The organism is Roseibium sp. (assembly GCF_051016195.1).
Classification (GTDB): Bacteria; Pseudomonadota; Alphaproteobacteria; order Rhizobiales; family Stappiaceae; genus Roseibium.
Map to the genome: position 1 here is coordinate 149,117 of NZ_CP134616.1, position 24,702 is coordinate 173,818.

Consider the following 24,702-nt stretch of genomic DNA (forward strand, 5'->3'; position numbering starts at 1 on the left):
CCGGGTCACCTGACTGCAAGGGCTCCGCGACCGTCATCCCGGCCAAGCGCAGCGCGAGCCGGGAACGGGGGGCCCGGTGCCCGCCGCTCTCACGTGGATCAGCAACCGACGCAGCGCCTCCCCGATCCCGGATCTCCGCTTCGCTGCGTCCGGGATGACGGTGGAAAGGCAGATGCAAAGCGAGACGAAAGATCGAGGGCACTCATGCCCTCAGCTCATTTCAGCATACAGTCGAGCAGTTCGCCGTCGCCGATAACGCCGACGATGGCACCGTCTTTCTGGACCACGACAGGCTCGGTGCTGGATCGCTTCAGCCTGGCAACCTCGCGCACAGGCGTTCCCGCCTCGCAGGTCAGCCCGCTTGCCAGGGAACCCGGCAGACTGCCGGGCGGAACCATGATGTCCCGCGCCCTGAGCACATTGAGCGGGTTCATGTGGCTGACAAAGTCGGCGACGTAGCCGTCTTCCGGATTCTTCACGATTTCCTGGGGCGTCCCGAGCTGGATGATGCGGCCGCCTTCCATGATGGCGATGCGCGAACCGATCTTGGCTGCCTCGTCCAGGTCGTGGCTGACAAAGATGATCGTCCGGTTTAGTTCCTTCTGAAGATCGAGAAGCTCATCCTGCAGCTTGTCCCGGATGAGCGGATCAAGCGCGGAGAACGGTTCGTCCATCAACAGGATCGGGGCATCCGTTGCAAAGGCGCGGGCGAGGCCGACGCGCTGCTGCATGCCGCCGGAGAGCTCGTGAACGTATTTTTCACCCCAGCCGGACAGGCCGACCAGCTTCAGTTGCCCTTCCACCTTGGCCGCGCGCTCCTTGGGAGACATGCCGGCGAGCTCAAGGCCAAAACCGACATTCTCCGAAACGGTGCGCCAGGGCAGCAGCCCGAACTGCTGAAACACCATGGCAATGCGGCTGCGCCGCAATTCGCGGAGATCGTTCGCGGAGCAGGTTTCGGGGTTCACGTAACCGCTGCCGTCATGAACCTGGACCTGGCCGCGGATGACCGGGTTGAGACCGTTGACGGCGCGCAGCAAGGTGGATTTTCCGGAGCCCGACAGCCCCATCAGAACCAGAACCTCGCCCTCGTGAATGTCGAGGCTCGCGCCGGCAACACCCAGGATCTGACCGGTCTCGGCCTGGATTTCCTGCCGGGTCTTGCCGGCATCAATCATCGGCAAGGCGGATTTGGGTTTGTCGCCAAAGACGATGTCGACATCCTTGAAGGAGACGATTGGAGTTGTTGCCACGTCACTCATCGCTTGCCTCCTTCCTCTTTCCTGAAAAACCTGTCGAGGACAATTGCAATCAAAACGATGCAAACGCCGACCTCGAAGCCCTGGGCAATGTTCACGGTGTTCAACGCCCGGAGTGTCGGCACCCCGAGGCCATCCGCGCCGACGAGCGCCGCGATCACGACCATGGAGAGCGACAGCATGATGGTCTGGGTAAGACCAGCCATGATCTGCGGCAGCGCATAGGGAAGCTCAACCTTCCAGAGAAGCTGCGATTTCGTGGCGCCAAATGCCTCGCCCGCTTCCAGCAGTGCTTTCGGCGTGGAAGAAACGCCAAGCTGCGTCAGGCGGATCGGGGCGGGTATGGCAAAAATGACGGTCGCGATCAGGCCGGGCACCATGCCAAGCCCGAATAGGATCAGCGCCGGGATCAGGTAGACGAAGGTGGGGATGGTCTGCATGAGATCGAGCACGGGCCGGATCGCGGCATAAAAGCGGGGATTGTGCGCGCCCAGGACACCTATTGGAACACCGGCGACCATACAGACAACCGCTGCTGCAAGCACCAGAGAAAGCGTTTCAGTCGTTTCTTCCCAATATCCCTGATTGATCGTCAGGAGCAGCGCCAATATGACGAAAACCGTGAAGGCAATGGTGCGATGGACCGCATACCCGATACCTGCGGCGATCGCGATAATCACCAGCGGATGCGGGGTTTGCAGCAACCACAGGATCCCGTCGATCAGGGACTCCAGAAATATCGATATGCCGTCGAAGATCCAAGCGGCATTCACGGTCAGCCAGTCAAAAAAGGCTTCCGCCCATTTCCCGATCGGCAATTTGTACTCTGTAAGCCAGTCCAAGCCGCTGCTCCGGTTCGTCTCAGTTCAAAAAAAATGCGCCAGGCGGAGGGTCCGCACCGGCGCTGTTTCAGGCCCTATTCGACGCCAAGGGCACTCTTGACTGCAGCGAAGCTGTCACCGCCGTCGAAGGTCTTGACCCCGACCAGCCAGCTTTCGAACGTGGCCGGATGCACCTTCAGCCAGGCGGCGGCCGCCTTGTTCGGATCTTCGCCGTCATTCAGGATCGCGCCCATGATCTCGTTTTCCATCGCAAGCGAGAATTCAAGATTTTCGAGGAGCTTGCCGACATTCGGGCACTCACCGACGTACCCGGCACGGACGTTGGTGTAGACAGTGGCACCGCCGAAATTTGGGCCGAAGATGTCATCGCCGCCTTCAAGATAGGCCATCTCGAAATTGGCGTTCATCGGATGCGGTTCCCAACCGAGGAAGACGATATCGTTGTCGCGCTTACCGGCCCGGGCCACCTGGGCGAGCATGCCCTGCTCGGAAGATTCGACAACCTCGAAGCCTTCCAGATCGAAGAGGTTCTGGTCGATCATGCCGATGATCAGGCGGTTGCCGTCGTTGCCCGGCTCGATGCCGTAGATCTTGCCGTCGAGATCGTCACGGAACTTGGCAATGTCCGCAAAGCTCTTGAGGCCCTTGTCGTAGGTGTATTTCGGGACGGCGAGCGTGTATTTCGCGCCTTCCAGATTGGCGCGCACGGTTTCAACCGATCCGTCTTCACGATAGGCCTTGATGTCCCCTTCCATGGTCGGCATCCAGTTGCCGAGGAAGACGTCGATGTCCTTGTTTTTCAGAGACGCGTAGGTCACGGGAACCGACAGGATCTTGACCTCGGGCTCGTAGCCGAGTGCTTCGAGCACGACCGACGTCGCAGCGGTGGTCGCCGTGATGTCCGTCCAGCCGACATCCGAGAAACGCACCGTCTTGCAGGCTTCCGGTTCACTGGCCAGCGCCGTGCCGGACAGCATGACCGCCAATGCAAGGCCTCCAGCGAGTTTCGCTGCAATGTTCATGAGTATACCTCCTTTGGAAAGCAATTTATCGTTTGTGCAGGGAGCGACACCGCGCTTGAGGCGCAAACCTCGACCTCCGGATCTCCGGGTGCAGTTTGATACGTGCCCCTTCCGTCTGCCAACCCCTGTCCCGCATCAATCCAAGCATCCGTAGCGACATTTTGCAAGTTTTCATTGATTGATTGATCAATTAAAAATAAGAATCGGAAAAGTCCGGAGATCAGGATGCCCAAAGTCGGAATGGAGGCACAGCGGCGGCGGAGCCTCATCGATGCCACCGTGGATGCGATACACGAACGCGGTTACAGCGACGTCACGATGGCCCAGATCGCCAAGCGCGCGGGCGTTTCCGGCGGTCTTGTTCACCATTATTTCGGATCGAAAGATCAATTGCTTGCAGCAACAATGCGGCACTTGCTCACGGAACTCGGGCGCGCCATCCGCGAGAACCTCGCCAAGGCAGAAACACCGCGTGAGCGCATCTCCGCGATCATCACGGGCAACTTCGCCGTGGACCAGTTTCAGCCGGCGGTGATCGCGGCCTGGCTGGCCTTTTATGTCCAGTCCAGAACCACTCAAAGCAACAGCCGCCTTTTGCGGATCTATGCCGCGAGGCTCGCCTCCAACCTGACCTACAATCTGCGTTTCTTCCTTCCCAGGGACGAAGCGCGCCGGGTTGCTGAAGGCACCGCGTCCATGATCGACGGTGTCTGGATCCGGCAGGCATTGAGCGACGCGCAGACCGACAGGCAGGCGGCCATCGCAATGGTCGAGGACTATGTTGAAAACCAGATTGCCGCTCATGCGGGCCGCAGCAGGGACCACTGAGCCGGAGCTTCTCAATGACCGACGCGTTTGACTTCATCATCGTAGGGGCCGGGTCCGCCGGTTGCGCGATGGCCAGCCGCCTTTCCGAGGATCCTCAGAACAGGGTTCTGGTGCTGGAGTTCGGCGGCACGGACGTCGGACCGCTGATCCAGATGCCGGCCGCGCTCTCCTACCCCATGAACATGCCGATTTATGACTGGGGCTATGAGAGTGAACCTGAACCTCATCTTGGCGGGCGCCGCCTCGCGACGCCGCGCGGCAAGGTGATCGGCGGCTCGTCTTCGATCAACGGTATGGTCTATGTGCGCGGACATGCCTGCGACTTCGACACCTGGGAAGAGATGGGCGCACGCGGCTGGGGCTACCGGCACGTGCTGCCCTACTACAAGCGGCAGGAGCAGAACCCGCAGGGCCAGGCCGGATGGCGCGGCACGGACGGGCCGCTGCACGTCAAACGCGGCACCAAGTGGAACCCGCTGTTCCATGCGTTCCGGGACGCCGGCCGGCAGGCGGGGTACGAAATCACCGAGGACTACAACGGCGAGAAGCAGGAAGGATTCGGCGACATGGAAATGACGGTCCACAAGGGCCGCCGCTGGTCAGCCGCAAACGCCTACCTCAAACCCGCTCTCAAACGCGGCAACCTGGATCTCATCAAGGGCGCCCTTGTCCGCAAGGTTCTGATCGAGAACAACCGCGCCGTCGGTGTCGAGTTCGAGGTCGGTGGCGAAATCCAGGAAGTCAAGGCGACGCGCGAGGTTATCCTTGCCGCCTCATCGATCAATTCGCCGAAGATCCTGATGCTCTCTGGCATCGGGCCGGCAGAGCAACTGAAAGAAATCGGCATCGATGTTGTCGCCGACCGGCCCGGCGTCGGTGCCAACCTGCAGGATCACCTGGAGCTCTATATCCAGCAGGCCTGCTCGCAGCCGATCACCCTCTACAAACACTGGAACCTCTTTTCCAAGGCCATGATCGGGGCACAATGGCTGTTCTTCAAGAACGGCCTCGGCGCGTCCAATCAGTTCGAAAGCTGCGCCTTCATCCGCAGCAAGGCCGGCGTCAAGTATCCCGATATCCAGTATCACTTCCTGCCCTTTGCGGTTCGTTATGACGGCCAGGCAGCAGCAGAAGGGCACGGTTTTCAGGCGCATGTCGGACCGATGCGCTCGAAATCGCGTGGGCACGTGTCGCTGACATCCTCCGACCCGAAGGACAAACCATCCATCCTCTTCAACTACATGTCGCATGACGAGGACTGGGAAGACTTCAGGACCTGCATCAGGCTGACGCGGGAGATCTTCGGCCAGGACGCTTTCGCCGATTATCGCGGCAAGGAAATCCAGCCGGGCGACACGGTGCAGAGCGACGAGCAGCTGAACGATTTCATCCGCGAACATGTGGAAAGCGCCTACCATCCGTGCGGCACCTGCAGGATGGGCGCCAAGGACGATCCGCTGGCGGTGGTCGATCCGGAATGCCGTGTGATCGGTGTCGACGGATTGCGCGTCGCCGACAGTTCCATCTTTCCATTGATCACAAACGGCAACCTCAACGGACCATCGATCATGGTCGGAGAGAAAGCCTCCGACCATATTCTCGGCAGGGACCCACTTCCGGCCTCCAATCAACAGCCCTGGATCCACCCGGACTGGGAAAACAGTCAACGCTGAATTCTGGCCGGAGCGCCGGTCACAGCCCTTTGCAGGAGCACTTCAATGCGCGCCCAACCGAATGCCTCACACTTCGTCGGCGGGTCCTATTTGGAAAGCCGGTCGGGAACTCCGTTCGACAGTGTCTATCCCGCGACCGGTGAGACGATTGCCCACATCACACCGGCCGACGATGCCGTCATCGAAGCGGCGATCTCCGCCGCCAAGAAAGGCCAGCAGGCCTGGGCGGAGACGCCGCCGGCCGAGCGGGGCCGCGTGCTGCGCCGGGCGGCCGACATCCTGAGAGAGAAAAACCGTGAGCTGTCCATCCTGGAGACGCTTGATACCGGCAAGCCCCTGCAGGAAACCCTTGTCGCGGATGCAGCCTCCGGAGCGGACTGCCTGGAATACTATGGTGGTCTCGCAGCAACGCTCACCGGTGAACACATCGACCTTGGCGGCTCGTTCGCCTACACCAAGCGCGAACCGCTGGGGATCTGCTTCGGGATCGGCGCCTGGAATTACCCTATCCAGATCGCCTGCTGGAAGTCGGCACCGGCGCTTGTCTGCGGCAATGCCATGATTTTCAAGCCGTCCGAAGTCACACCCCTGAGCGCGCTCAAGCTGGCCGAAGCCTTCACCGAAGCGGGACTTCCGGACGGCGTCTTCAACGTCATCCAGGGATTTGGCGATGTCGGTGCGAAAATGGTGGCGCATCCCGACATTGCCAAGGTTTCGCTGACGGGGTCGGTGCCGACTGGTGCCAAGGTTGCAGCCCTCGCAGGCGAGCACCTGAAGAAAACGACGCTTGAACTGGGTGGCAAATCCCCACTGATCATTTTCGATGATGCAGATGTCGAGAATGCGGTCTCTGCTGCAATCAATGCCAACTTCTATTCGACCGGGCAGATCTGCTCGAACGGCACACGGGTTTTCGTCCATACCGCAATCAAGGAACGGTTTCTCTCACGGCTTGCCGAACGCACGGCAAATGCAGTGCTCGGCGATCCGCTGGACGAGGCAACAACGATCGGCCCGCTTGTCTCCAAGGCACAGCTCGAAAAGGTCCTCCACTATCTGAAGGTTGGACAAGACGAAGGTGCCCGGCTCGTATGCGGCGGCGGCACGGCCGAAGTGCCGAGTTTCCCGGACGGATACTTCGTTGAGCCGACCGTCTTTGCCGATGTCACGGACACCATGACGATCGCACAGGAGGAGATTTTCGGTCCTGTGCTCAGCGTACTCGACTTCGATGACGAAGATGACGTGGTCACCCGCGCGAATGCCACAGAATTCGGCCTCGCGGCCGGTGTATTTACCAAAGACATTCAGCGCGCGCACAGGGTGATCAGCAGGCTGCAAGCGGGCACTTGCTGGATCAACACTTATAACCTTACCCCGATCGAGATGCCCTTTGGCGGCTACAAGAAATCAGGGATCGGGCGGGAAAACGGTCACGCGGCGATCGAGTATTACAGCCAGTTGAAAAGCGTCTATGTCGAAATGGATGGCGTCGAAGCCGCTTTCTGACGACGCGCTTTGCAGTTGGAGCCGAAATCCCCGGTTCACCCGGGGATTTTTCGTTTCATGGCACAGTAACAGATTGAAGTTTCTTCGCGGCAAACCAGATTAACGTCAACACAGATTCGTCAGGAAACCGTATGACCCGCACCGTGCTTGATCCCGCGCCGCGCAGCTATGCACCGCACGTATACGTTCTCAACCGGTCACAGCGCGGAGCGTCCTGCGCACCCGATCATCAGACGACAGAGGATCTGCATAGTTGGCTGTTGCACGAGGCAACGCGGATCGACAACGTGATGCTGATGTTCGAGGAATTCATGTGGCGGTGCAAGGCGGCCGACCTCGGCATTGATCGCTGCACCCTTCACATGGGCACATTGCACCCCAGGGTGATCGGTTTTTCCTGGTTCTGGAGCAGTGTCGACGAATTGTGCGATGAAATTGCCGCCGATGCGGGTGCGGTCAATGAAGCCGCGTTCACGCGCAATCCGCTCTACAAGGTGATCATGGAAGGCCAGATGATCAGGGTCGACCTGGAAACCGAAGACGGGCGGACGTCCTCCCCCCTGATGCAGGAACTCGCCGAACAAGGGTTCACGTCCTATGTCGCGCTTCCCCTGAGTGCCTCGGGCAAGACCTTCAACGCGATGACGTTCGGAACGACGCGGCCCGGCGGGTTCGACACCTCGGACAAGGAAGAGATCCGCCGGTTGATCGACCTGCTGGCGCTCCATGTCGAGCGTCACATCGTGCAGCGCATTGCGCGCAACGTCGCCGATACCTATCTCGGTCCGATCGCGGGACGGCGCGTGCTCGACGGAGAAATCCGGCGCGGCGACGGCGAAGCCATTCAGGCCGTCGTCTTCATGGCCGACATGCGAGGTTTCACCCAGCTTGCCGACCGGCTCAGCGGACCGGAAGTGACAGCCATCCTGAACGCCTATTTCGACCGGATCTCCGAAGCCGTTCTGAGTCACGGCGGCGACATCCTGAAATTCATGGGCGATGGCGTTCTCGCGGTTTTCGATCAGAAAGCCCTTGGCGAAGGGGCGGCGGCGACCGCCGCCCTTAAGGCTGCGCGAAAGGCGCTGGACGCAATCGAGGCCTTGAACGATGCGCCGCCCGATGACCTGCCTGAAACCGGTCTGTGGCATCCTCTCAAGATCGGGATCGGGCTCCACAGAGGCGAGGTCTTCTTTGGCAATGTGGGCGGCGAGGAGCGCCTTGACTTCACCGTGATCGGGCGCGCTGTCAATGAAACCAGCCGTGTGGAGTCGCTGTGCAAACCCCTGGGGCAGGAACTGCTGCTGACGGAACCTGTTCGCAACGCGCTCGCAGGTGACCTCAGGACAAGCCTGAACGAAATGGGCGAGCACGCCCTGCGCGGCGTTGGCAAACCCGTTGCAATCTATTCAGCCTGATGTCCGTTTACCCGTCCCGTGACGGGCCCATGATTTCAAGTCCCCTTCCCCCAAGTGGGTCGGGGGAAGGGGCAGGGAAACCGTGCGATCTTCAGAGATCTCAACGATATTCCCTTTTCCGGTGTGCGCGCTCGCCTCAATATATGGGGAGCGATCGCGGCAACGTTGCGGGTTCCGGCATCACTTTGTGAGGATCAGTTTTCCCTGTTTGGTGATGGAGAGGCGATAAGTGTCTTCATTGTGCTGGATCTGGATCTGTCTCAAACCGCTGAAGAGTTCGCGCGAATCGAATTCCGATTTCTGTTCGCGGCCCGCTTTACCCGCCAAGGCGGTCCTTGAGCCGCCCACGGACGAAATTGAGAGGCGTCGCTTCTGGCTGTTGGCGGTGAGTGTCATGTGCACTATCGGTCCCTGGCCTATGCTGTTTTGCCGGATTAAGGAGGCTCATTCCGGCGTCCAATTAAGAACGATTAAAAGGTGAGTTTCTTACTCAACTTTATACTTGACACTCATACTCAACTTTTCCTATCAAGGCAATGCCTGATCGATACGGAACTGGAAATCGCGTCCTCCGGTTTTGAGCGAAACAGGGTCTGCGGGGAACCGCAGACGAAAAATGCCAGGCCAGCCAACCGCCCTCTCCTCTCCCTCAGCGGCAAGCCAGCCCGGCCTTTTCCCGAGCGCACGCTCGACATGCAACGTAACGTGTCGGGACTTCCAGAAACAAAAAAGCGCCGACCGGATGGTGGCGCTTTGTGCAATTTGGCGGACTGACGCTGTCTCAGGCGTTGGCGGCGATCGGCGTTTCCTTCACATCGATCTTCAGCAGATCGCGCATGCCGAACCTGTCTTCGGAGAGATCTGCAATCGACTTCGTGTCCAGAACCGCCATGAATGCCTCAAGGGCCTCATGCAACAGTCCATTGAAGCCGCAGGACATGATCAGCGGGCAATCCTTGCGACCCGAATCGAAACACTCGGCAAGCAGAAAGCTCTCCTCGGCCGCACGCACGACCTCGCCAACCGAGATCTGCTCCGCCGGCCGCCCGAGCATGACACCTCCGTTCCGTCCACGAATGGTCTTGATCAGATTGGCATCGACCAAGACTTTCATAATCTTGAAGAGGTGGGTTTCCGACATATCGAAGCTGGCTGCGATATCGGCAACCTTGCTCGGCTTGTCCGGGTTAACGGCGCAGTACATGAGGGCACGTACAGCGTAGTTTGTCTGTTGTGTCAGTCGCATGTCCTAGATATGCGGCGCGGAGTCTGAAAGGTCAACGAAAAAATCTGAGTGTAAAATGGCACTTTGAAAAGAAAAGTCTTTGTCACAGCACTTCCGGAAGATTGTCCTTCAGAAAAATATCGATGCCGATGCGCTCCTGGCCTTCGATGATCGGTTCCCGGTCGCACAGCGCCTTGAGCACCCGGACGGCGCTTCTTATCTCGTGGCCCGGATCCTGCGCAATCACCGCATCCATGACATCTGCTTGCAATGCCTCGCGGGTATAAGGGGTCAACTCATGACCGACGAAAACCAAGTCAGTTCGCGGATCCGGCTCTGAAAGCGCGGCGATGATGCCCCTGTTTCCGGCACCGATGTTATAGAGACCCGCAAGGTCCGGGTGTTCCCTGAGCAGGCGTTTCACGAGGTCTGCGTTTTTCTCGTTGTCGTCGCGCCCTTCGCGAACCTTCAGAAGCTCAAGATGCGGGAAGTTCGTTTCGACAATCTCCTTGCAGCCTGCGAACCGTTCTGCGTGGTCTCTCAATCCCAGGGAACCCGCAATCAGACCGATCTTGGCCTTGTTTTGCGGCAGAAAGCGCCCGAGCAGACGGCCGGCCGTGCGGCCTGCTGCCGTGTTGTCGATGCCGACGAAGTGCTGACGCGCGGAGACCGGGTGATCGGACACGAGGGTGACGACGGGAACGCCCCGGTCCTGCAGCCGGTCGATGGCCGCCCTCACCTCCGGGAATGCGGGTGCGACCACCGCGACGCCGTCGCACACGGACCTGTCCAGGACAGCGAGCGTGCCCGCGACCCGATGACCGTCAAAGGCGTCGATCGGCTCCACGTGAACGGTTATCCGGTCGCTGCTCAGGGTTTCCGCGTGTGCCCTGGCTTCGCGCGTGAGATCTTCCATGAAGGCATTCGGTCCATCGGGAATGAGAAAGTGCAGCCTGTAGACGCGCTTCTTGGCAAGACCGGCGGCAAAGACATCCGGCTTGTAGTTCAAGCCGTCGGCGGCCGACCTGACCTTTTCGATGGTTGCCTTTCGCACTCCCGGACGACCGTTCAGCACCCTGTCGACTGTCGCCAGGCTCACCCCCGCTGTCTCAGCCACATCATGAATGGTCACGCGCTTCATTCGTTCCTCTTTTTCGCCCGAGTATACAGCGCAATGAGGAACGGTCATCAAAAATTGCTGCAGCGCATGATCAGCGGGCATTTGCATGTTCGATCAGACGAACTGACCCGCTGCGTGACCGGACGACCAGGCCCACTGAAAATTATACCCGCCGAGGTGCCCGGTGACGTCGACCACCTCGCCGATGAAATAGAGGCCTGGCACCTTGGTGCTCTCCATCGTCTTGGATGACAATTCCTTCGTGTTCACGCCGCCGAGCGTGACCTCCGCGGTCCGGTAGCCTTCCGTCCCGACCGGGGTAAGCTGCCAACGATTGAGCTGGTCAGATGCCCGGCGCAGCACCTTGTCGGACTGATCGGCCAGACGGCCGCCAAGCGAAAAGGCCCCGGCAAGTTCCTCAGCCAGCCGTGTGGGCAGCAATTGCGTAAGCGCCGTCCTCAGATCCTGTTTCGGACTGTCCCCGCGTGCGCTGCGAAGCACGTCGAACACGTTCGTTTGCGGCAGCAGGTCGACGGAAATCGGATTGCCTTCTTTCCAGTAGGACGAGATCTGAAGGATCGAGGGCCCGGACAGTCCGCGATGGGTGAACAGCAGCCCCTCGCGAAACACCGTCTTGCCGAAGGAGACGCAGGCATCGACCGATATGCCGGACAGCCTTGCGCACAAATCCTTGTTGGCATCGGAAAAGGTCAGAGGTACCAGCGCCGCGCGCGGCTGAACCACGTCCTGGCCGAATTGCCGGGCAAGGTCATAGCCAAATCCGGTCGCACCCATTTTCGGGATCGATGGTCCGCCTGTCGCGACAACAAGCGATTTCGCCCTGAGCGGCCCTTTCGACGTTGCGACCGAAAACCAATCGTCCGGTTTTTCGACCGCCTTGATACCTGTTTCCAGCTGCAGCGTTCCGCCCGCCGCCTCGAGTTCATCCAGAAGCATGCGGATGATGTCTTTGGCGCTGTTATCGCAGAAGAGCTGGCCAAGGGTTTTTTCGTGCCATGAAATGCGGTGGCGCTCGACAAGCGCCAGGAAATCGTGCTGGGTGTAGCGCTTTAGCGCCGACACACAGAAGCGCGGGTTCTGCGACAGAAAATTTGCAGGCGTACAGTGCAGGTTGGTGAAGTTGCAACGTCCGCCGCCCGATATCCGGATCTTGTCCGCCGGCCGCTTGGCATGGTCGACAACCAGGACCTTGCGTCCGCGCTTCGCCGCTTCAATCGCACACATCAGACCGGCGGCACCGCCGCCGAGTACAAGAACATCCAGATCACGCATGGGCGGGCTTATAGCGGGTTCGGAGCGTGGGAGTAAGGGTGTTCTTGCGGTGTTTTCTTCCTATGCAATACCTATTGCAGACGAGATAGCGCAACAGTCCTTTTTCGACATCCGGATCTCCGCTCTGCTGCGTCCGGATGGTGAAAGCAGAATTGGGCGGCTACCGAATTACACCCTCATCTTGAGGAGGACCTTCAGGTCCGTCCCGAAGGATGAGCCACATGGGTCTGAACCAGCCGCGCATCCTTCGAGACAGCGCGCTCGCGCTTCCTCAGGATGAGGCCTTTGCGCCTGGCGTTTTCCGTCATTGAAGAGCATGACCCACTGCCGCTTGGCTTGGAAAGTGCTGTGGAACTTACATCATTGAGAAAGAACTTTTTCGTCCAATGCCAAGTCAGGATGAAGAAGATTGGTGGAATGCGATAGCGCTTGTACACTCTCACCAAAGCAGTGAACGATGAGGCCAAAACAAAACCGGCGGTTCTTTCGAACCGCCGGCGTCATCGAAGCTCTTTTGCAGAAAAAGCTTATTTCATCTCGGTGATGGTCTCGAAGCCGTTGGAGCCGACTTCGAATAGAGCGTAGGTTCCCGGAACATCGCCCTTGGCATCGAAGTTGTGATCACCGGCGGCGCCCTTGTAGTCGATGGCGGTACCGGCCGCGATCAGTTCCTTGGCCTTCTTCCATTCGCCCGGAAGGATTGCCTCGCCTTCGCCGTTGGAGACGTCAACGACGGCTGCAGCAACGTCTTCCTTCTTGCCGCCGGCCTTTTCAACGGCCAGTGCCAGCAGGAACGCAGCGTCGTAGGATGTGTTGGCGAAGATCGCATCCGGGTCACCGCCAACGCCCTTGAAGGCCTCGTTGAACATGTCGAGGGACTCGGAAGCCTCGCCGACCGGCGAGGACGCCACGAACGTCGACAGGTTTTCCGCGCCCAGTTCGTTGATCACGGCGTCGGACTTCATGCCGTCACCACCGACGAACTTGTCGAAGAAGCCGTTTTCCAGTGCCTGGCGCAGGATGGTGAGGCCGGTGCCGTCGCCGTAGTCGAAGATCACGAGCGTGTCCGCGCCGCCCTTGGCGAGTTCCGCCAGGTTGGAGCGATAGGATGCCTTGCCTTCCTCGTGCGCGGCGAACTGGGTGATGTCACCGCCGAGTTCATCGACATACTCGGCCTTGAACGCGTTGGCGAGACCGGTGCCGTAGTCGTTGTTGAGGTAGGCAACAGCAACCTTGCCATAGCCCATGTCCTTCATGGTGCGGGCAAGTGCGCGGCCCTGGTAGTCATCGGACGGCACGGTGCGGAACACAGTGCCCTTGTCTTCCAGGCCGGAGATTTCCGGCGAGGTGCCGGACGGCGTGATCAGTGCGATGCCGGCCGGGATCGTGACCGATCCGGCAGCTGCCAGAACAGCGCCTGAGCAGTGGGGACCGACGATGCCGACAACGCCTTCGATGTTGACCGCTTTTGTGGCTGCGTCCGTACCGCCTTGCGGGTTGCAGGCGCTGTCTCCGACGACGCCCACCAGGGTTTCACCGGCACCGATGCCGCCCTGCTCATTGACCTGCTGAACGGCCAACTGTGCCGCGTCGATCATGGCAGGCGCCATGGCTGCAATCGGTCCGGACACGCCGCCGATCAGACCGATTTTGACATCAGCCTGTGCGGGTACGGATGCGAGTGCGGTTGCAGCCATCATACCGGCGGCAAGTGCAAGAAACTTGGTTTTCATCAAGAGTACCTCCTCATAATCCGGTCTTTGCCGGGTCTTTGGAAATTCCGGCTCCGGCGCCCTTCAAACAAGGGTGCACGGTCCGAGGAGCGGGCCTAATTGCGGTCCGCCCCGGATTTCGTTACCCGCTGGTCTCCCCTCAAAGGCTCGGGAAGCAGCCCTTCCGGCCGGAAGCGCAGCACGAGCTGCAGCATGAGGCCGATCAGGAACAAGCGGATGTACTTTGCCTGGACCGCATATTCAGTCGGAAGACGGTCGGTTGCAATCTCTGAAACGGACCAAATGATCCAAACGACAGCTGCGCCGAGTATCGCGCCGCGATTGTTGCCGGATCCGCCCAGAATCAACATGATCCAGATCAGGAACGTCGCCACCATCGGATCGATGGCTTCCGGCGTGATCGAGCGGTTGAAATGGGCAAACAGCGCGCCGCCAAGCCCCATCAGGGCCGCGCCGAAGATGAAGGCCTCGAGACGGCGGAATTCAACATTCTTGCCCATTGCCTTGGCCGCGTCTTCATTGTCGCGGATGGCGCGCATCATGCGGCCCCAGGGTGCATTGAACTGGCGCTCGACCAGGAAATAGGCCGCGATCAGAACCGCGAGCACGATGACCAGGTAAGCGATCTGGGACTCCATGTAGGCAAGATCGCCAGCCGGGCGGGGAATGCTGGAAATGCCGCGCGCACCATTGGTCAGAGCAGGCTCTGACTTGATCACCAGACGGATGATCTCGGCGATGCCGATGGTGGCGATGGCCAGATAGTCTGAACGGAAGCGCAGACAGATCTTGCCGATCGGCCAGGCCACCAGGGCGGCGGCCAGCATGGCGGCGATCCAGCCGACAACGAAGTGCAGGTCGAAACCGCCGATGCGGCCGTCTGCAGGCGGTGTCGAGATGATGGCTGAGGTGTAAGCGCCGACGGCGAAGAAACCCGCGATACCGGCGTTGAACAGGCCGGCAAACCCCCACTGGATATTCAGGCCGAGGGCCAGAAGGGCATAGATGCAGATGAAGATCGCCATGAAGAGGGCGTAGTTGACGAGACCCAGAAGTTCCATCCTGCTCCCTCCGCTTAAAGCACTTTGCCCTTGAGCAACCCGGTCGGGCGCACAAGCAGCATGAACAGCAAGATCGCAAAGGCCATGGCGGCCTTGTACTCGCTTGGAATGAACAGCACCGAGACCTCCTCGGCGACACCGACGATCAGACCGCCGAGCACGGCGCCTTCCACCCGTCCGACACCTCCCAGAATGGCGGCGGCGAACATGGGCAGCAGCATGTGCCAGCCCATCATGGCCTTCAGCTCGGTGTTGATCCCCAGGAAAAAGCCGGATGCGGCGCAGAGGCCGCCGGCGATCACCCAGGTCAGCATGACCACTTTCTTGTTGTCGATGCCGGACAGCAAGGCGAGGTTCGGATTGTCGGACATGGCGCGCATGGCCTTGCCCCACTTGGACCGCGTCAGGAAAACCTGCAGGAAACCGACAAGAACGATCATGGCAAGGATCGTGTAAAGTTCCCTGTCACGGACACGGATGCCGAAATAGTCCTCGGGCCTGACAATGCCGCGGGCATAGGTTTGCGTGTCGACACCCCAGACAACCTGGACGACGGCGCGGATCATCAGCGCGATGCCGAGCGAGGCCATCACCGTCACGATCTTCGGACGCTCGCGCAGGTGTTCGTAAAAGACCTTGTCGATCCCGACCGCGACTGCCGCCGTTCCGATGATGGCAACCGGAAGCGCGGCATAGGGCGAAACACCAAGCCCGGTGACGACAGCCAGCGCCAGAAACGCTCCAAGCGTCGCCAGATCGCCGTGCGCGAGATGGGCATAGCGCAGGATGCCGAAGATCAGCGTGATCCCGACCGCGCCCAGCGCGTAGATGGATCCGAGCACGATGCCCGGCACGATGTAGAAATTCAGAAGCTCAAAAGGATCCATGCCGCTCACCCACCCAGGAACATTTCGGCGACTTCACGATCGGCGAGGAGATCCGCGCCCGTGCCTCCGTGGCGATTCTTGCCAGCGGCCAGAACATATCCCCTGTCGGCAAAGGCGAGCGCCTGCTTTGCATGCTGCTCGACAAGCAGGATCGCAACGCCGGTATCGCGCACATCGCGGCAGATCCGGAAAATCTGTTCCATGTATTTCGGTGACAGGCCTGCGGTTGGCTCGTCCAGCAGAAGCAGCTTCGGATCAAGCATCAGCGCGCGTCCCATGGCGACCATCTGGCGCTGACCGCCGGAAAGGCTTCCTGCAAGCGTCTTGTGCCGCTCCTTCAGGTCCGGGAACAGTTCATACACCCTGTCATAGGCTGCCGACAGATCGCCGGTCTTGAGAAAACCGCCCATTTCAAGATTTTCCTGGATCGACATTTCCCGAAAGATGTTGTCCACCTGCGGCACGTAGCAGATCCCGCGCTGCACGATCCGGTTCGGCGCCCAGCCGGTGATGTCATCACCGTCAAAAAGCATCTTGCCGCCACGAATGGTCAGCAATCCGAAAACGGACTTCATGGCCGTGGACTTGCCGGCGCCGTTCGGGCCGACAATGACGACAATCTCGTCCTGCGACACGGACAGGGAGACATCGTGCAGGATATCGGCCTCACCATATCCGCCGGTGAGGTGCTCCATCGACAGAAGCGCACTCATGCGGCATCTCCCGTCGTTTCACCCAGATACGCTTCCAGAACCTGCGGGTCGGAGCGAACGGTCTGGAAGTCGCCCTCGATCAGCACCCGGCCTTCGGACATGCAGACAACCGGGTCGCAGAGCTTCTCGATCATTTCCATGTCGTGTTCAATCAGGATGAATGTGTAGCCGCGTTCCTTGTTGAGGATCTCTATCTTGGCTTCCAGCTTGCGCAAGAGGGTCCGGTTGACACCGGCTGCAGGCTCGTCAAGCAGCACCAGCTTCGCGTCGGTCATCATAGTCCGGCCGAGTTCAAGAAGCTTCTTCTGACCACCCGACAGGTTGCCCGCGCGTTCATGGGCGACGTGGCTCAATTCCAGAAACTCGAGCGTTTCATAGGCCTTGCGCTCCACCTCGGTTTCCGAGGATTTGACCCGTCCCCACGCGAGCCAGTTCGCGAACAGACTCTCGCCGGGCTGGGATGGCGGGACCATCATCAGGTTTTCAAGCGCGGTGAGTTTGTGAAACTCATGCGGGATCTGGAATGTGCGGACGAGTCCCTTGTGAAACAGCTGATGGCTCGCAAGGCTTGTGACGTCTTCCCCCAGGAACCGGATGCTGCCGCTCGTCGGCTGCAATGCCCCGGCAATGAGGTTGAAGAGCGTCGTCTTTCCCGCCCCGTTGGGGCCTATCAATCCGGTGATGCTGTTTTCTTCGACGCGGAACGTGCAGCCATTGACGGCCTTGAAACCACTGAAGTCCATGACGAGCTGGTCAAGCTCAAGCATTCAAGCTCCTTGCCGCCCCCCTGAAGCGGTCTTTCTTTTTTCGTGTCGCCGTGCCCCGCCTTTTGGCGTTGATCATTTGGCCCGCACAAGGCAGTCCCTCACAGCGTTGAGACCTTCTAACTTTATTGACGGCGCAATCAACCGGTAATCACCGGCTTTTTCGTCAGAAAGGGCAAGATATTTCAAAAAAACCGAACCAGCGGAATGAGCAATTCGCCTGCCGGGGTTGCTTCTTCGCAATTCGTTCCCTCAATCGATGTCGTTCGGGGCCGACAAAGCCAGAATTTGCGTGCATATCTCCTAATGCTCACGTAAGACGGGAAGAGAAGTCACCAACAGCCATAAGAAAAAATGCGCTCAACAAAGAAATTGCTCGTCATACACTGGGTAAATTTGACGATAACGCAACGACTTTTCCTCAGCGAATTCAATTTGAAACATTATTCTTAGGCCAGCTTCAGGAATTCTCTACTAGTATTTTGGAAAGGTTGCGGCAATCGCAGGTGCGCCGAAGCAAAAAACAAGAAGACCCAAGTGACGTCAGGCTGAACCGGTGTGTGGCCGAAGTCGTGGTTGAGCGTTGGAGGGAAAACTGTCTAACCGCGCGGAATTGTTCGTAAGTGAAGATGAAGGTGAACGTGCGGTCGGGATCGACATAGCCGAGGGCAAAGTCGATCAGACCATACTTCTGGAGCTTTACGACCGTCTGGACTCGGCCGTCTGGATTTTCGATTTCGACCACAAACGGTATCTTTGGGCCAATCGCAAGACACTTGAGATCACGGACGCTACCTCCCTTGAAGAGCTGCAATCCCGCGACCTCAGCGCCGACATGTCGCCCGCCGTGGAACAGCGTTTGCGGCAGTATCAGCAAGACTTCTGCACAAGCGACGTGAGTTTTTCCGAAATCTGGACGCTCTACCCCAAGGGCAAGCCCAAGGTACTTCAGATCGCGATGAGCGGTATCCGCCTGCGCGATGGCCGGATGGCGCTGTTGTGCGAGGGCCGCGAGCATCATAAACAGCAACCGGAAACGCTGCGCAGCGCCGAAGCTCTCCTGCACACCACCGTGATGATTTCGCTTTTCTCCAAGGAAGGCACATCTCTTTACAGGAACACGGCGTCGCGTGCGGCCTCCGTTACTTTGGACACACCCTTCCTTGACCAGTTTGTCCATTCCGAGGATGCGACGGACCTGTTCGAAATCGTCGAGCGCGAGCGAACGCACAAATTCGTCGCCCGCGTCAAAACGAGATCAGGGCCACGGTGGCACGAACTCACGGTCCGCGCCTGCCACGATGCCGTCACCGGGCAGCCCGCCTATCTTGTCAGCGAGACCGATGTCACGGAGCTTCACGAGACAAAGGAGCGCGCGCAGTATCTTGCAAGCCACGATACGCTGACGGGTCTTTCCAACCGGACGTACCTTCAGGAGCGCCTCTCCCTGATCCTGCACGCGGCGAAGCGGAACAACGAAACCGCCTCATTCTATCTTCTCGACCTTGACGACTTCAAACTGGTCAACGATTCCCTCGGCCATGCAGCGGGCGACACGCTCCTGCAGATCGTGGCGAACGAACTCAAGTCCCTCGCCAATCCGGAAGACGTGATCGCCCGGCATGGCGGCGACGAGTTTCTGATCTGTACTCTTGAAGGACGGGAGGGCAAGGAACCTGGCAGTTTCGGCCACGCATTGCTGCAGTCTTTTGCCAGACCGAAGGTTATAGAAGGCAAACAGAGGAAAATCGGCCTCAGCATCGGCTATGCCTGTTTCCCGCAGGATGGCGACACCGTCGATGAACTCATGCGGCACGCGGATCTGGCGCTTTACCAGGCCAAATCCGGCGCAGATAAGAAATGCGTTCAGTTCGACGCTCATATGCGCCGGCTTCGTGACGAACACAGGGCGATCAAGAAGGATCTCGAACGGGCGCTGAAAGAGGATGAGTTCATCCTCCACTATCAGCCTATCGCCTGTACGAGTTCAGACCGGGTCGTCTCGGGCGAAGCGCTGCTGCGCTGGCGGCATCCGGAACGTGGCCTCATCGGTCCGGATGATTTCGTGCATATCGCGGAAGAAGCCGGACTGATTTCGGATATCGGCGCCTGGGTTGCCCGCGAAGTTGCCAGGCTGCAGAAACGTCTGGATGAGCTCGAATATTCCGTCCCGCTTACGCTCGCGCTCAACGTTTCTCCGCGGCAGTTGTCGGACAGCGGGTTTCTCGGCTTCATGAAGTCGCTGCCTGAACAGACCGGCTGCACGCCTGACCGGATATCGCTGGAAATCACCGAATCCGTTATCCTCGGAGACATCCCCAACGCACGCGAAACGCTGGCGACGCTCAAGGAATGCGGCTACCAGATCGTGATCGACGACTTCGGTACCGGCTACTCCAACCTTGCCTATCTTCACAACTACCCGATCGACGGCATCAAGATCGACCGCGTGTTCATGGAGGACATCGATGCCGGCGGGGAGATCGTCAAACTCATCCTGTCGCTTGCCACGGCGCTTGGCGCGGATGTTGTCGCCGAGGGGGTCGAAACCATCGACCAAAGGACCTGGCTGTCCAAAAACGGCTGCGACCGTTACCAGGGCTATCTCTATTCCCGACCGGTGCCCCTGGACCGTTTCCTGTCCATGCTGGAAACGCAGCAAAAGCTTGCCGCTATGTGACCTTGGCGCGCGTCTTGAACTCCGGACGGTCCCAGCTGCCGGTTTTCAGTATGTCCTCCAGGACCGTGACCGCGTCGACAATATCGCCATGTGACAGGTAAAGCGGTGTGAACCCGAACCGCATCACGTCAGGTGCACGAAAGTCGCCGATGACACCGCGCGCGATCAGCGCCTGCATCACCGCATAGCCCTCCTCGAACCGGAAAGACACCTGGCTGCCACGCGCATCCGGATCGCGCGGGCTGGCCAATGTCAGTTGCGGGCACCTGGCTTCGACTTCCGAAATGAACAATTCGCTGAGAGAAACCGACTTCGCCCGGATCGACGCCATGTCGACATCCTCGAACACATCCAACGCGGCATGGAGGCTGGAGAGCGCCAGGATCGCAGGTGTTCCAACCGTCATCCGATTGATGCCCGACACCGGCCTGTAGTCGAGATCAAATGCGAACGGGGCTTCGTGCCCCATCCAGCCGGTCAGGGGGGATGTCACCTGATCCAGGTGCCTTGCCGCGACATAGAGGAAGGCCGGCGCTCCCGGGCCGCCATTCAGGTACTTGTAGCCGCAGCCGATTGCGAAGTCGGCACCGGCGCCTTCCAGATCGACCTCGATCGCTCCGGCCGAATGCGCCAGGTCCCAGATCGCGAGCGCTCCGGCGTCGTGTGCTTTCCGGGTCAGCCTGTCCATTTCATGAACGCGGCCCGTCCGGTAGTCGACCTGGGTCAGCATCATGACCGCCACACGATCATCAAGGGAGGCCTCGACCTCTTCCGGCGCGACGATCTTCAGTTCATGGCCCCGTGCCAGAAGCTCCTTCAGACCGGAGGCGACGTAAAGATCGGTCGGGAAATTGCCGTTGTCGGACAGAATGATCTTGCGCTCAGGGTTGAGCGACAAAGCCGCCGACAGCACCTTGAACACATTGACGGACGTGCTGTCGCAAGCCACTACCGTGCCGTCCGGCGCTCCAATGAGACGGCCGATGCGGTCGCCGGTCCGCTGAGGCAGGTCGATCCAGCTGTGGGTGTTCCAGGCGCGGATCAGGCTTGTTCCCCACTCGGTGGCGATGACATCGGCGATCCTGTCCGGAACATGTTTCGGCAGCACTCCGAGCGAATTGCCGTCGAGATAGATTACCCCTTCCGGGATCGAGAAAGCGTCCTTCTTGCGGGCCAAAACATCGGTGTCATCTAGCGGGTGCGGTGAGGTCATCAACGGCTCTTTTGGAACAGAAGGTGGAGAGAAAGGCCGCACGCTACCAAAGCCCGGTCCGGCAAACAACCGCATCCGGGCCGATGTCCAAGCAGTGGCAAGAAACCTGCGGTCGTCGTGCCGGATGTCGCAATCAGCACAGATTTGCCCGTATGAGCATCGGACGCCGCAGGCCGTTTTGGTAGCTTGAGCGTCAAAGTGACCCACATCTGCAACACTCTGAAACGCGGCCAGGCTCCATGTTCATCAGCGTCTTCGACATATTCAAGATCGGCATCGGTCCTTCAAGCTCTCATACGGTCGGCCCGATGGTGGCCGTCGGCCGTTACCTGGATAGGGTACGCGGTCTCGCCGGCGCCGAAGCAAAGGCAGCTCGTCTTACCGTGACCCTGCACGGTTCGCTTGCCTTCACGGGAAAAGGTCACGCGACCGACAAGGCGATTTGCCTCGGCCTTCTGGGCGAGCGCCCCGACACGCTCGACCCGGATTGCGTCGAGCCGTTGCTGGATGTCCTTCAAAGGGAACAGAGGCTGAATATTGCAGGTCTGCCCGAGCTTGAATTCGACCCCGGCCGGGATGTCGTCTTCGACTATGGCCCGCCGCTGCCGTTGCATGCCAACGGCATGACCTTCCGGCTCCTGGACAAGGCTGATTCCGAAATCGACAGCTTCGTCTACTATTCGATCGGGGGCGGATTTGTCGTCAGTGAACCGGAACTCCTCAACACGACCAACGCGCCTGTCACCGAACTGACGACCCGGAACGTCCCCTTCCCGTTTGCAACTGCGAAGCAGATGCTGGAGATGGGCCGCGAGGCGGGTCTTTCGATCGCGGAGATGAAGCTTCGCAATGAATGCGCCGACAAGGCAATCGAGGACGTCGAAGCGGGGATCGACCGGCTCTGGTCGGCCATGGATGCCTGCATCAACCGGGGCATCACCCAGGCCGGCATTCTTCCCGGTGGTCTCAGGGTGAAACGCCGCGCCGCCGATATCTATCAGCAACTCATTCGCGAAGGCCGGAGCAATCCGCTTTTCGAACACAGCGTGGTCGACTGGCTTGGCGTCTACGCCATGGCGGTAAACGAGGAGAATGCTGCCGGAGGGCGGGTCGTCACCGCACCGACCAACGGAGCGGCCGGCGTCATCCCCGCCGTCACGCGCTACTATCTTGACCATTGCCCTTCGGCGGATCAGGCAGGTGTGCGTGTCTTTCTGCTGACGGCCGCCGCGGTCGGCGGCATCATCAAGGCGAACGCGTCCATCTCCGGTGCAGAAGTCGGCTGCCAGGGGGAAGTCGGTTCTGCATCGGCGATGGCAGCCGCGGGCCTGTGCGCAGCGCTCGGAGGCACGAACGAGCAGATCGAAAACGCTGCAGAGATCGCGCTTGAACATCACCTCGGCATGACCTGCGACCCGATTGCCGGTCTCGTGCAGGTTCCGTGCATCGAGCGCAATGCGCTCGGATCGGTCAAGGCGGTGACCGCCGCCTCGCTCGCCCTGCGCGGTGACGGGACGCATTTCGTGCCGCTGGACGGGTGCATCGAAACCATGCGCCAGACCGGCATGGACATGATGGAACAATACAAGGAAACCTCGCAGGGCGGCCTCGCCGTTAACATTGTCGAATGTTAAACCACTGACAAAAATGACAGTTTCGAAGAAAAGTTTGCCGTAGGCGACAAAAGCGGCGATAGTCCGTTCCTGGGTTGGTGAATTGCTCCTTTGCACCAATCAAGGGAGGTTTTAGATGGACGTCTTGACGTGGCTGGCGGCGCAGTCGTCACTGGTATTCCTGTTCATTGCGGTTGCACTTGGTTACTTTGCCGGCAAACTGAAGATCGGCAATTTCGTTCTCGGCGGCATCGCCGGAACCCTCATCATGGGCGTTGTTCTCGGACAGGTCGGGGTCACGATCGACAGTGCCGTTAAGGACATCTTCTTCGCGCTGTTCATTTACGCGGTCGGCTACCAGGGCGGCCCGCAATTCTTCCGGGCGCTATCGCTGAAATCGCTCAACCAGCTCCTGTCCGCCGCGGTCATGTGTATCCTCGGCCTGTTTACCGTGCTCGCGTTTGCCTGGGGCTTTGGCTTGGACAGGGGAACGGCAGCCGGACTTGCCGCCGGCGGTCTGACCCAGTCGGCGATCATCGGAACGGCTGGAGAGACGATACAGAAACTGAGTGTTTCCGCCGACCTGAAGCAGATCATGGAAACCAATATCGCGGTCGGCTACGCGGTTTGCTACATCTTCGGCTCCATCGGTCCGATCATCATGGTCACCTGGTTCTTTCCAACCGTGATGCGCTGGGATATCCGCAAGGAAGCGCTCAAGCTGGCTGAAAAGATGTCCGGCGGATCGGCCGAGCTGGAGCCGGGTCAATTCAACGCCGCACGGCGCATCGACACGCGCTTTTACAAACTCGGCAGCGACGTGCCCTTCATCGGAAAGTCGGCGCAGGATCTCGATGATTCCATCGACAATGCCGCCGTCGAAGCCGTTTTGCGTGCCGGTCAGGAAATCCATCTGGAGGATGCCAAGTCCCTCCAAACCGGCGACGTTGTCGCGGTGACCGGCCTCGTTTCCGCCCTGGACAATCCAGCCACAGCCCTCGGCACGGAGACCCAGGCGCCCGACGGCTACAGGCTTGTCCTTGAGAACCGGCACATCGTACTGACCAATCCCGACTATGCAGGCAACAAGCTCCAGGGCATTCACGACCACACTAGATCCAACGCTCTGCGCGACGTCTTCGTTACCGGCGTCAACCGCATGGGGCGCGATCTGCCGCTGTTGCCGGACCTTGAAATTCACAAGGGCGACGAACTGCAACTGACCGGCAGCCCGCGGGACCTCAACGCGGTTCAGAAATCCCTCGGATATCCGATCACGTCCGCCGCGGTGACCGATTTCATTTTCTTCGGCATCGGCATGACGCTCGGGCTGTTGCTCGGGCTCATCGAATTCAAGATCGGCGGCGTTCCCGTTTCCGTCGGCAGTGGCGGCGGGTGCCTGCTTTCAGGTCTTTTGTTCGGCTGGCTCCGAAGCACGCATCCACGCTATGCCGCCCTGCCGACCGGTGCCGTCAATTTCCTCAGGGATTTCGGTCTCGCCGTTTTCGTCGGCGTCGTCGGCATCAGCGCGGGCCCACAGGTGCTGACGACATTGCAGGAACAGGGAATGAGCATCTTCCTGTTTGGTATCGGCGTCACGCTGATCCCGCAGTTCATAGGCTTTTTCTTCTCCTATTACGTTCTGCGCATCCAGAACCCGATCGAGGCGCTTGCCTGTGTCGCCGGCGGGCGCAGCGCCAATCCCGCTTTCGCGGCGCTCCTTGGCAAGGCGCAGAACGCGACCCCGGTCGTCACCTTCACAGTCACCTATGCCGTTGCCAACGTGTTGCTGACCTTGTGGGGTCCGCTGATCGTCGGCCTCGTTTCCACCAATCCGGCCCAGTAATCACCC

Annotated in this window: 20 protein-coding genes; 7 read left to right on the forward strand and 13 right to left on the reverse strand. The window is 59.7% G+C overall.

The features are described from left to right. Nucleotides 1–215: 215 nt before the first annotated feature. The 3 genes from choV to RDA78_RS00705 form a co-directional block, all read right to left on the reverse strand. Entirely contained in the window at nt 216–1,262 is a 1,047-nt protein-coding gene (choV, locus tag RDA78_RS00695; protein ID WP_434053458.1) for a choline ABC transporter ATP-binding protein, read from the reverse strand. Next, a complete protein-coding gene (choW, locus tag RDA78_RS00700; RefSeq protein ID WP_434053459.1) occupies nt 1,259–2,101 on the reverse strand; it encodes a choline ABC transporter permease subunit in 843 nt (280 codons plus the stop codon). The genes choV and choW overlap by 4 nt, the downstream gene beginning before the upstream one ends. A 74-nt stretch (nt 2,102–2,175) precedes the next feature. Continuing rightward, nucleotides 2,176–3,123, reverse strand: a complete 948-nt coding sequence (locus RDA78_RS00705) for a choline ABC transporter substrate-binding protein (RefSeq protein ID WP_434053460.1) — start codon at nt 3,121–3,123, stop codon at nt 2,176–2,178. Nucleotides 3,124–3,348: 225 nt separating this feature from the next. On the opposite strand from RDA78_RS00705, the gene betI reads away from it, so the two are divergent. The 4 genes from betI to RDA78_RS00725 all read left to right on the forward strand — a co-directional run bounded on the left by betI (nt 3,349) and on the right by RDA78_RS00725 (nt 8,548). Next, nucleotides 3,349–3,951 (forward strand): transcriptional regulator BetI, encoded by a 603-nt coding sequence (betI, locus tag RDA78_RS00710; RefSeq protein ID WP_434053461.1) that lies wholly within the window; start codon nt 3,349–3,351, stop codon nt 3,949–3,951. 14 nt (nt 3,952–3,965) lie between these two features. Beyond that, nucleotides 3,966–5,624 carry a choline dehydrogenase gene (gene betA, locus RDA78_RS00715; protein ID WP_434053462.1) on the forward strand — a complete coding sequence of 553 codons (1,659 nt, stop codon included), beginning with the start codon at nt 3,966–3,968 and terminating at the stop codon, nt 5,622–5,624. Nucleotides 5,625–5,669: 45 nt separating this feature from the next. Continuing rightward, the gene (gene betB, locus RDA78_RS00720; RefSeq protein WP_434053463.1) at nt 5,670–7,133 is read left to right on the forward strand and encodes a betaine-aldehyde dehydrogenase; all 1,464 of its coding nucleotides are present in this window, start codon (nt 5,670–5,672) and stop codon (nt 7,131–7,133) included. 131 nt (nt 7,134–7,264) lie between these two features. Next, nucleotides 7,265–8,548, forward strand: a complete 1,284-nt coding sequence (locus RDA78_RS00725; protein WP_434053464.1) for an adenylate/guanylate cyclase domain-containing protein — start codon at nt 7,265–7,267, stop codon at nt 8,546–8,548. A gap of 180 nt (nt 8,549–8,728) precedes the next feature. Here RDA78_RS00725 and hemP read toward each other — a convergent pair whose 3' ends face one another. The 9 genes from hemP to RDA78_RS00770 form a co-directional block, all read right to left on the reverse strand. Further along, nucleotides 8,729–8,944 carry a hemin uptake protein HemP gene (gene hemP / locus RDA78_RS00730; protein WP_434053465.1) on the reverse strand — a complete coding sequence of 72 codons (216 nt, stop codon included), beginning with the start codon at nt 8,942–8,944 and terminating at the stop codon, nt 8,729–8,731. Between the two features lie 385 nt (nt 8,945–9,329). Next, nucleotides 9,330–9,794 carry an iron-responsive transcriptional regulator RirA gene (gene rirA, locus RDA78_RS00735; protein ID WP_434053466.1) on the reverse strand — a complete coding sequence of 155 codons (465 nt, stop codon included), beginning with the start codon at nt 9,792–9,794 and terminating at the stop codon, nt 9,330–9,332. Between the two features lie 82 nt (nt 9,795–9,876). Beyond that, a complete protein-coding gene (locus RDA78_RS00740) occupies nt 9,877–10,914 on the reverse strand; it encodes a LacI family DNA-binding transcriptional regulator (RefSeq protein WP_434053467.1) in 1,038 nt (345 codons plus the stop codon). 93 nt (nt 10,915–11,007) lie between these two features. Further along, nucleotides 11,008–12,186, reverse strand: a complete 1,179-nt coding sequence (locus RDA78_RS00745) for an NAD(P)/FAD-dependent oxidoreductase (RefSeq protein WP_434053468.1) — start codon at nt 12,184–12,186, stop codon at nt 11,008–11,010. Nucleotides 12,187–12,713: 527 nt separating this feature from the next. Next, nucleotides 12,714–13,919, reverse strand: a complete 1,206-nt coding sequence (locus RDA78_RS00750) for an ABC transporter substrate-binding protein (RefSeq protein WP_434053469.1) — start codon at nt 13,917–13,919, stop codon at nt 12,714–12,716. Between the two features lie 95 nt (nt 13,920–14,014). Then, complete coding sequence (locus tag RDA78_RS00755) at nt 14,015–14,980, reverse strand: branched-chain amino acid ABC transporter permease (RefSeq protein ID WP_434053470.1); 966 nt, start codon at nt 14,978–14,980, stop codon at nt 14,015–14,017. A 14-nt stretch (nt 14,981–14,994) separates the two neighbouring features. Then, nucleotides 14,995–15,867 (reverse strand): branched-chain amino acid ABC transporter permease, encoded by an 873-nt coding sequence (locus tag RDA78_RS00760; protein ID WP_434053471.1) that lies wholly within the window; start codon nt 15,865–15,867, stop codon nt 14,995–14,997. Between the two features lie 5 nt (nt 15,868–15,872). Continuing rightward, the gene (locus tag RDA78_RS00765; RefSeq protein WP_434053472.1) at nt 15,873–16,580 is read right to left on the reverse strand and encodes an ABC transporter ATP-binding protein; all 708 of its coding nucleotides are present in this window, start codon (nt 16,578–16,580) and stop codon (nt 15,873–15,875) included. Beyond that, entirely contained in the window at nt 16,577–17,347 is a 771-nt protein-coding gene (locus RDA78_RS00770) for an ABC transporter ATP-binding protein (protein ID WP_434053473.1), read from the reverse strand. The genes RDA78_RS00765 and RDA78_RS00770 overlap by 4 nt, the downstream gene beginning before the upstream one ends. 610 nt (nt 17,348–17,957) lie before the next feature. On the opposite strand from RDA78_RS00770, the gene RDA78_RS00775 reads away from it, so the two are divergent. Continuing rightward, complete coding sequence (locus tag RDA78_RS00775) at nt 17,958–20,024, forward strand: putative bifunctional diguanylate cyclase/phosphodiesterase (protein ID WP_434053474.1); 2,067 nt, start codon at nt 17,958–17,960, stop codon at nt 20,022–20,024. On the opposite strand, the gene kynU is transcribed toward RDA78_RS00775, so the two are convergent. Further along, a complete protein-coding gene (kynU, locus tag RDA78_RS00780; protein ID WP_434053475.1) occupies nt 20,017–21,237 on the reverse strand; it encodes a kynureninase in 1,221 nt (406 codons plus the stop codon). The genes RDA78_RS00775 and kynU overlap by 8 nt on opposite strands. A 239-nt stretch (nt 21,238–21,476) precedes the next feature. On the opposite strand from kynU, the gene RDA78_RS00785 reads away from it, so the two are divergent. Together RDA78_RS00785 and aspT are read left to right on the forward strand one after the other, a co-directional pair. Beyond that, nucleotides 21,477–22,871 (forward strand): L-serine ammonia-lyase, encoded by a 1,395-nt coding sequence (locus RDA78_RS00785; RefSeq protein WP_434053476.1) that lies wholly within the window; start codon nt 21,477–21,479, stop codon nt 22,869–22,871. A gap of 115 nt (nt 22,872–22,986) precedes the next feature. After that, entirely contained in the window at nt 22,987–24,696 is a 1,710-nt protein-coding gene (gene aspT, locus RDA78_RS00790; protein WP_434053477.1) for an aspartate-alanine antiporter, read from the forward strand. The last annotated feature ends 6 nt before the right edge of the window (nt 24,697–24,702 follow it).

What these genes read in the sequence shown, in the direction of transcription:
- RDA78_RS00770 (WP_434053473.1), bottom strand. Translation starts at nt 17,347, where the DNA reads ATGCTTGAGCTTGACCAGCTCGTCATGGACTTCAGTGGTTTCAAGGCC.
- RDA78_RS00725 (WP_434053464.1), top strand. Translation starts at nt 7,265, where the DNA reads ATGACCCGCACCGTGCTTGATCCCGCGCCGCGCAGCTATGCACCGCAC.
- betB (WP_434053463.1), top strand. Translation starts at nt 5,670, where the DNA reads ATGCGCGCCCAACCGAATGCCTCACACTTCGTCGGCGGGTCCTATTTG.
- RDA78_RS00765 (WP_434053472.1), bottom strand. Translation starts at nt 16,580, where the DNA reads ATGAGTGCGCTTCTGTCGATGGAGCACCTCACCGGCGGATATGGTGAG.
- betI (WP_434053461.1), top strand. Translation starts at nt 3,349, where the DNA reads ATGCCCAAAGTCGGAATGGAGGCACAGCGGCGGCGGAGCCTCATCGAT.
- kynU (WP_434053475.1), bottom strand. Translation starts at nt 21,237, where the DNA reads ATGACCTCACCGCACCCGCTAGATGACACCGATGTTTTGGCCCGCAAG.
- RDA78_RS00750 (WP_434053469.1), bottom strand. Translation starts at nt 13,919, where the DNA reads ATGAAAACCAAGTTTCTTGCACTTGCCGCCGGTATGATGGCTGCAACC.
- RDA78_RS00785 (WP_434053476.1), top strand. Translation starts at nt 21,477, where the DNA reads ATGTTCATCAGCGTCTTCGACATATTCAAGATCGGCATCGGTCCTTCA.
- RDA78_RS00705 (WP_434053460.1), bottom strand. Translation starts at nt 3,123, where the DNA reads ATGAACATTGCAGCGAAACTCGCTGGAGGCCTTGCATTGGCGGTCATG.
- aspT (WP_434053477.1), top strand. Translation starts at nt 22,987, where the DNA reads ATGGACGTCTTGACGTGGCTGGCGGCGCAGTCGTCACTGGTATTCCTG.
- RDA78_RS00760 (WP_434053471.1), bottom strand. Translation starts at nt 15,867, where the DNA reads ATGGATCCTTTTGAGCTTCTGAATTTCTACATCGTGCCGGGCATCGTG.
- choV (WP_434053458.1), bottom strand. Translation starts at nt 1,262, where the DNA reads ATGAGTGACGTGGCAACAACTCCAATCGTCTCCTTCAAGGATGTCGAC.
- RDA78_RS00745 (WP_434053468.1), bottom strand. Translation starts at nt 12,186, where the DNA reads ATGCGTGATCTGGATGTTCTTGTACTCGGCGGCGGTGCCGCCGGTCTG.
- betA (WP_434053462.1), top strand. Translation starts at nt 3,966, where the DNA reads ATGACCGACGCGTTTGACTTCATCATCGTAGGGGCCGGGTCCGCCGGT.
- RDA78_RS00740 (WP_434053467.1), bottom strand. Translation starts at nt 10,914, where the DNA reads ATGAAGCGCGTGACCATTCATGATGTGGCTGAGACAGCGGGGGTGAGC.
- RDA78_RS00755 (WP_434053470.1), bottom strand. Translation starts at nt 14,980, where the DNA reads ATGGAACTTCTGGGTCTCGTCAACTACGCCCTCTTCATGGCGATCTTC.
- rirA (WP_434053466.1), bottom strand. Translation starts at nt 9,794, where the DNA reads ATGCGACTGACACAACAGACAAACTACGCTGTACGTGCCCTCATGTAC.
- hemP (WP_434053465.1), bottom strand. Translation starts at nt 8,944, where the DNA reads ATGACACTCACCGCCAACAGCCAGAAGCGACGCCTCTCAATTTCGTCC.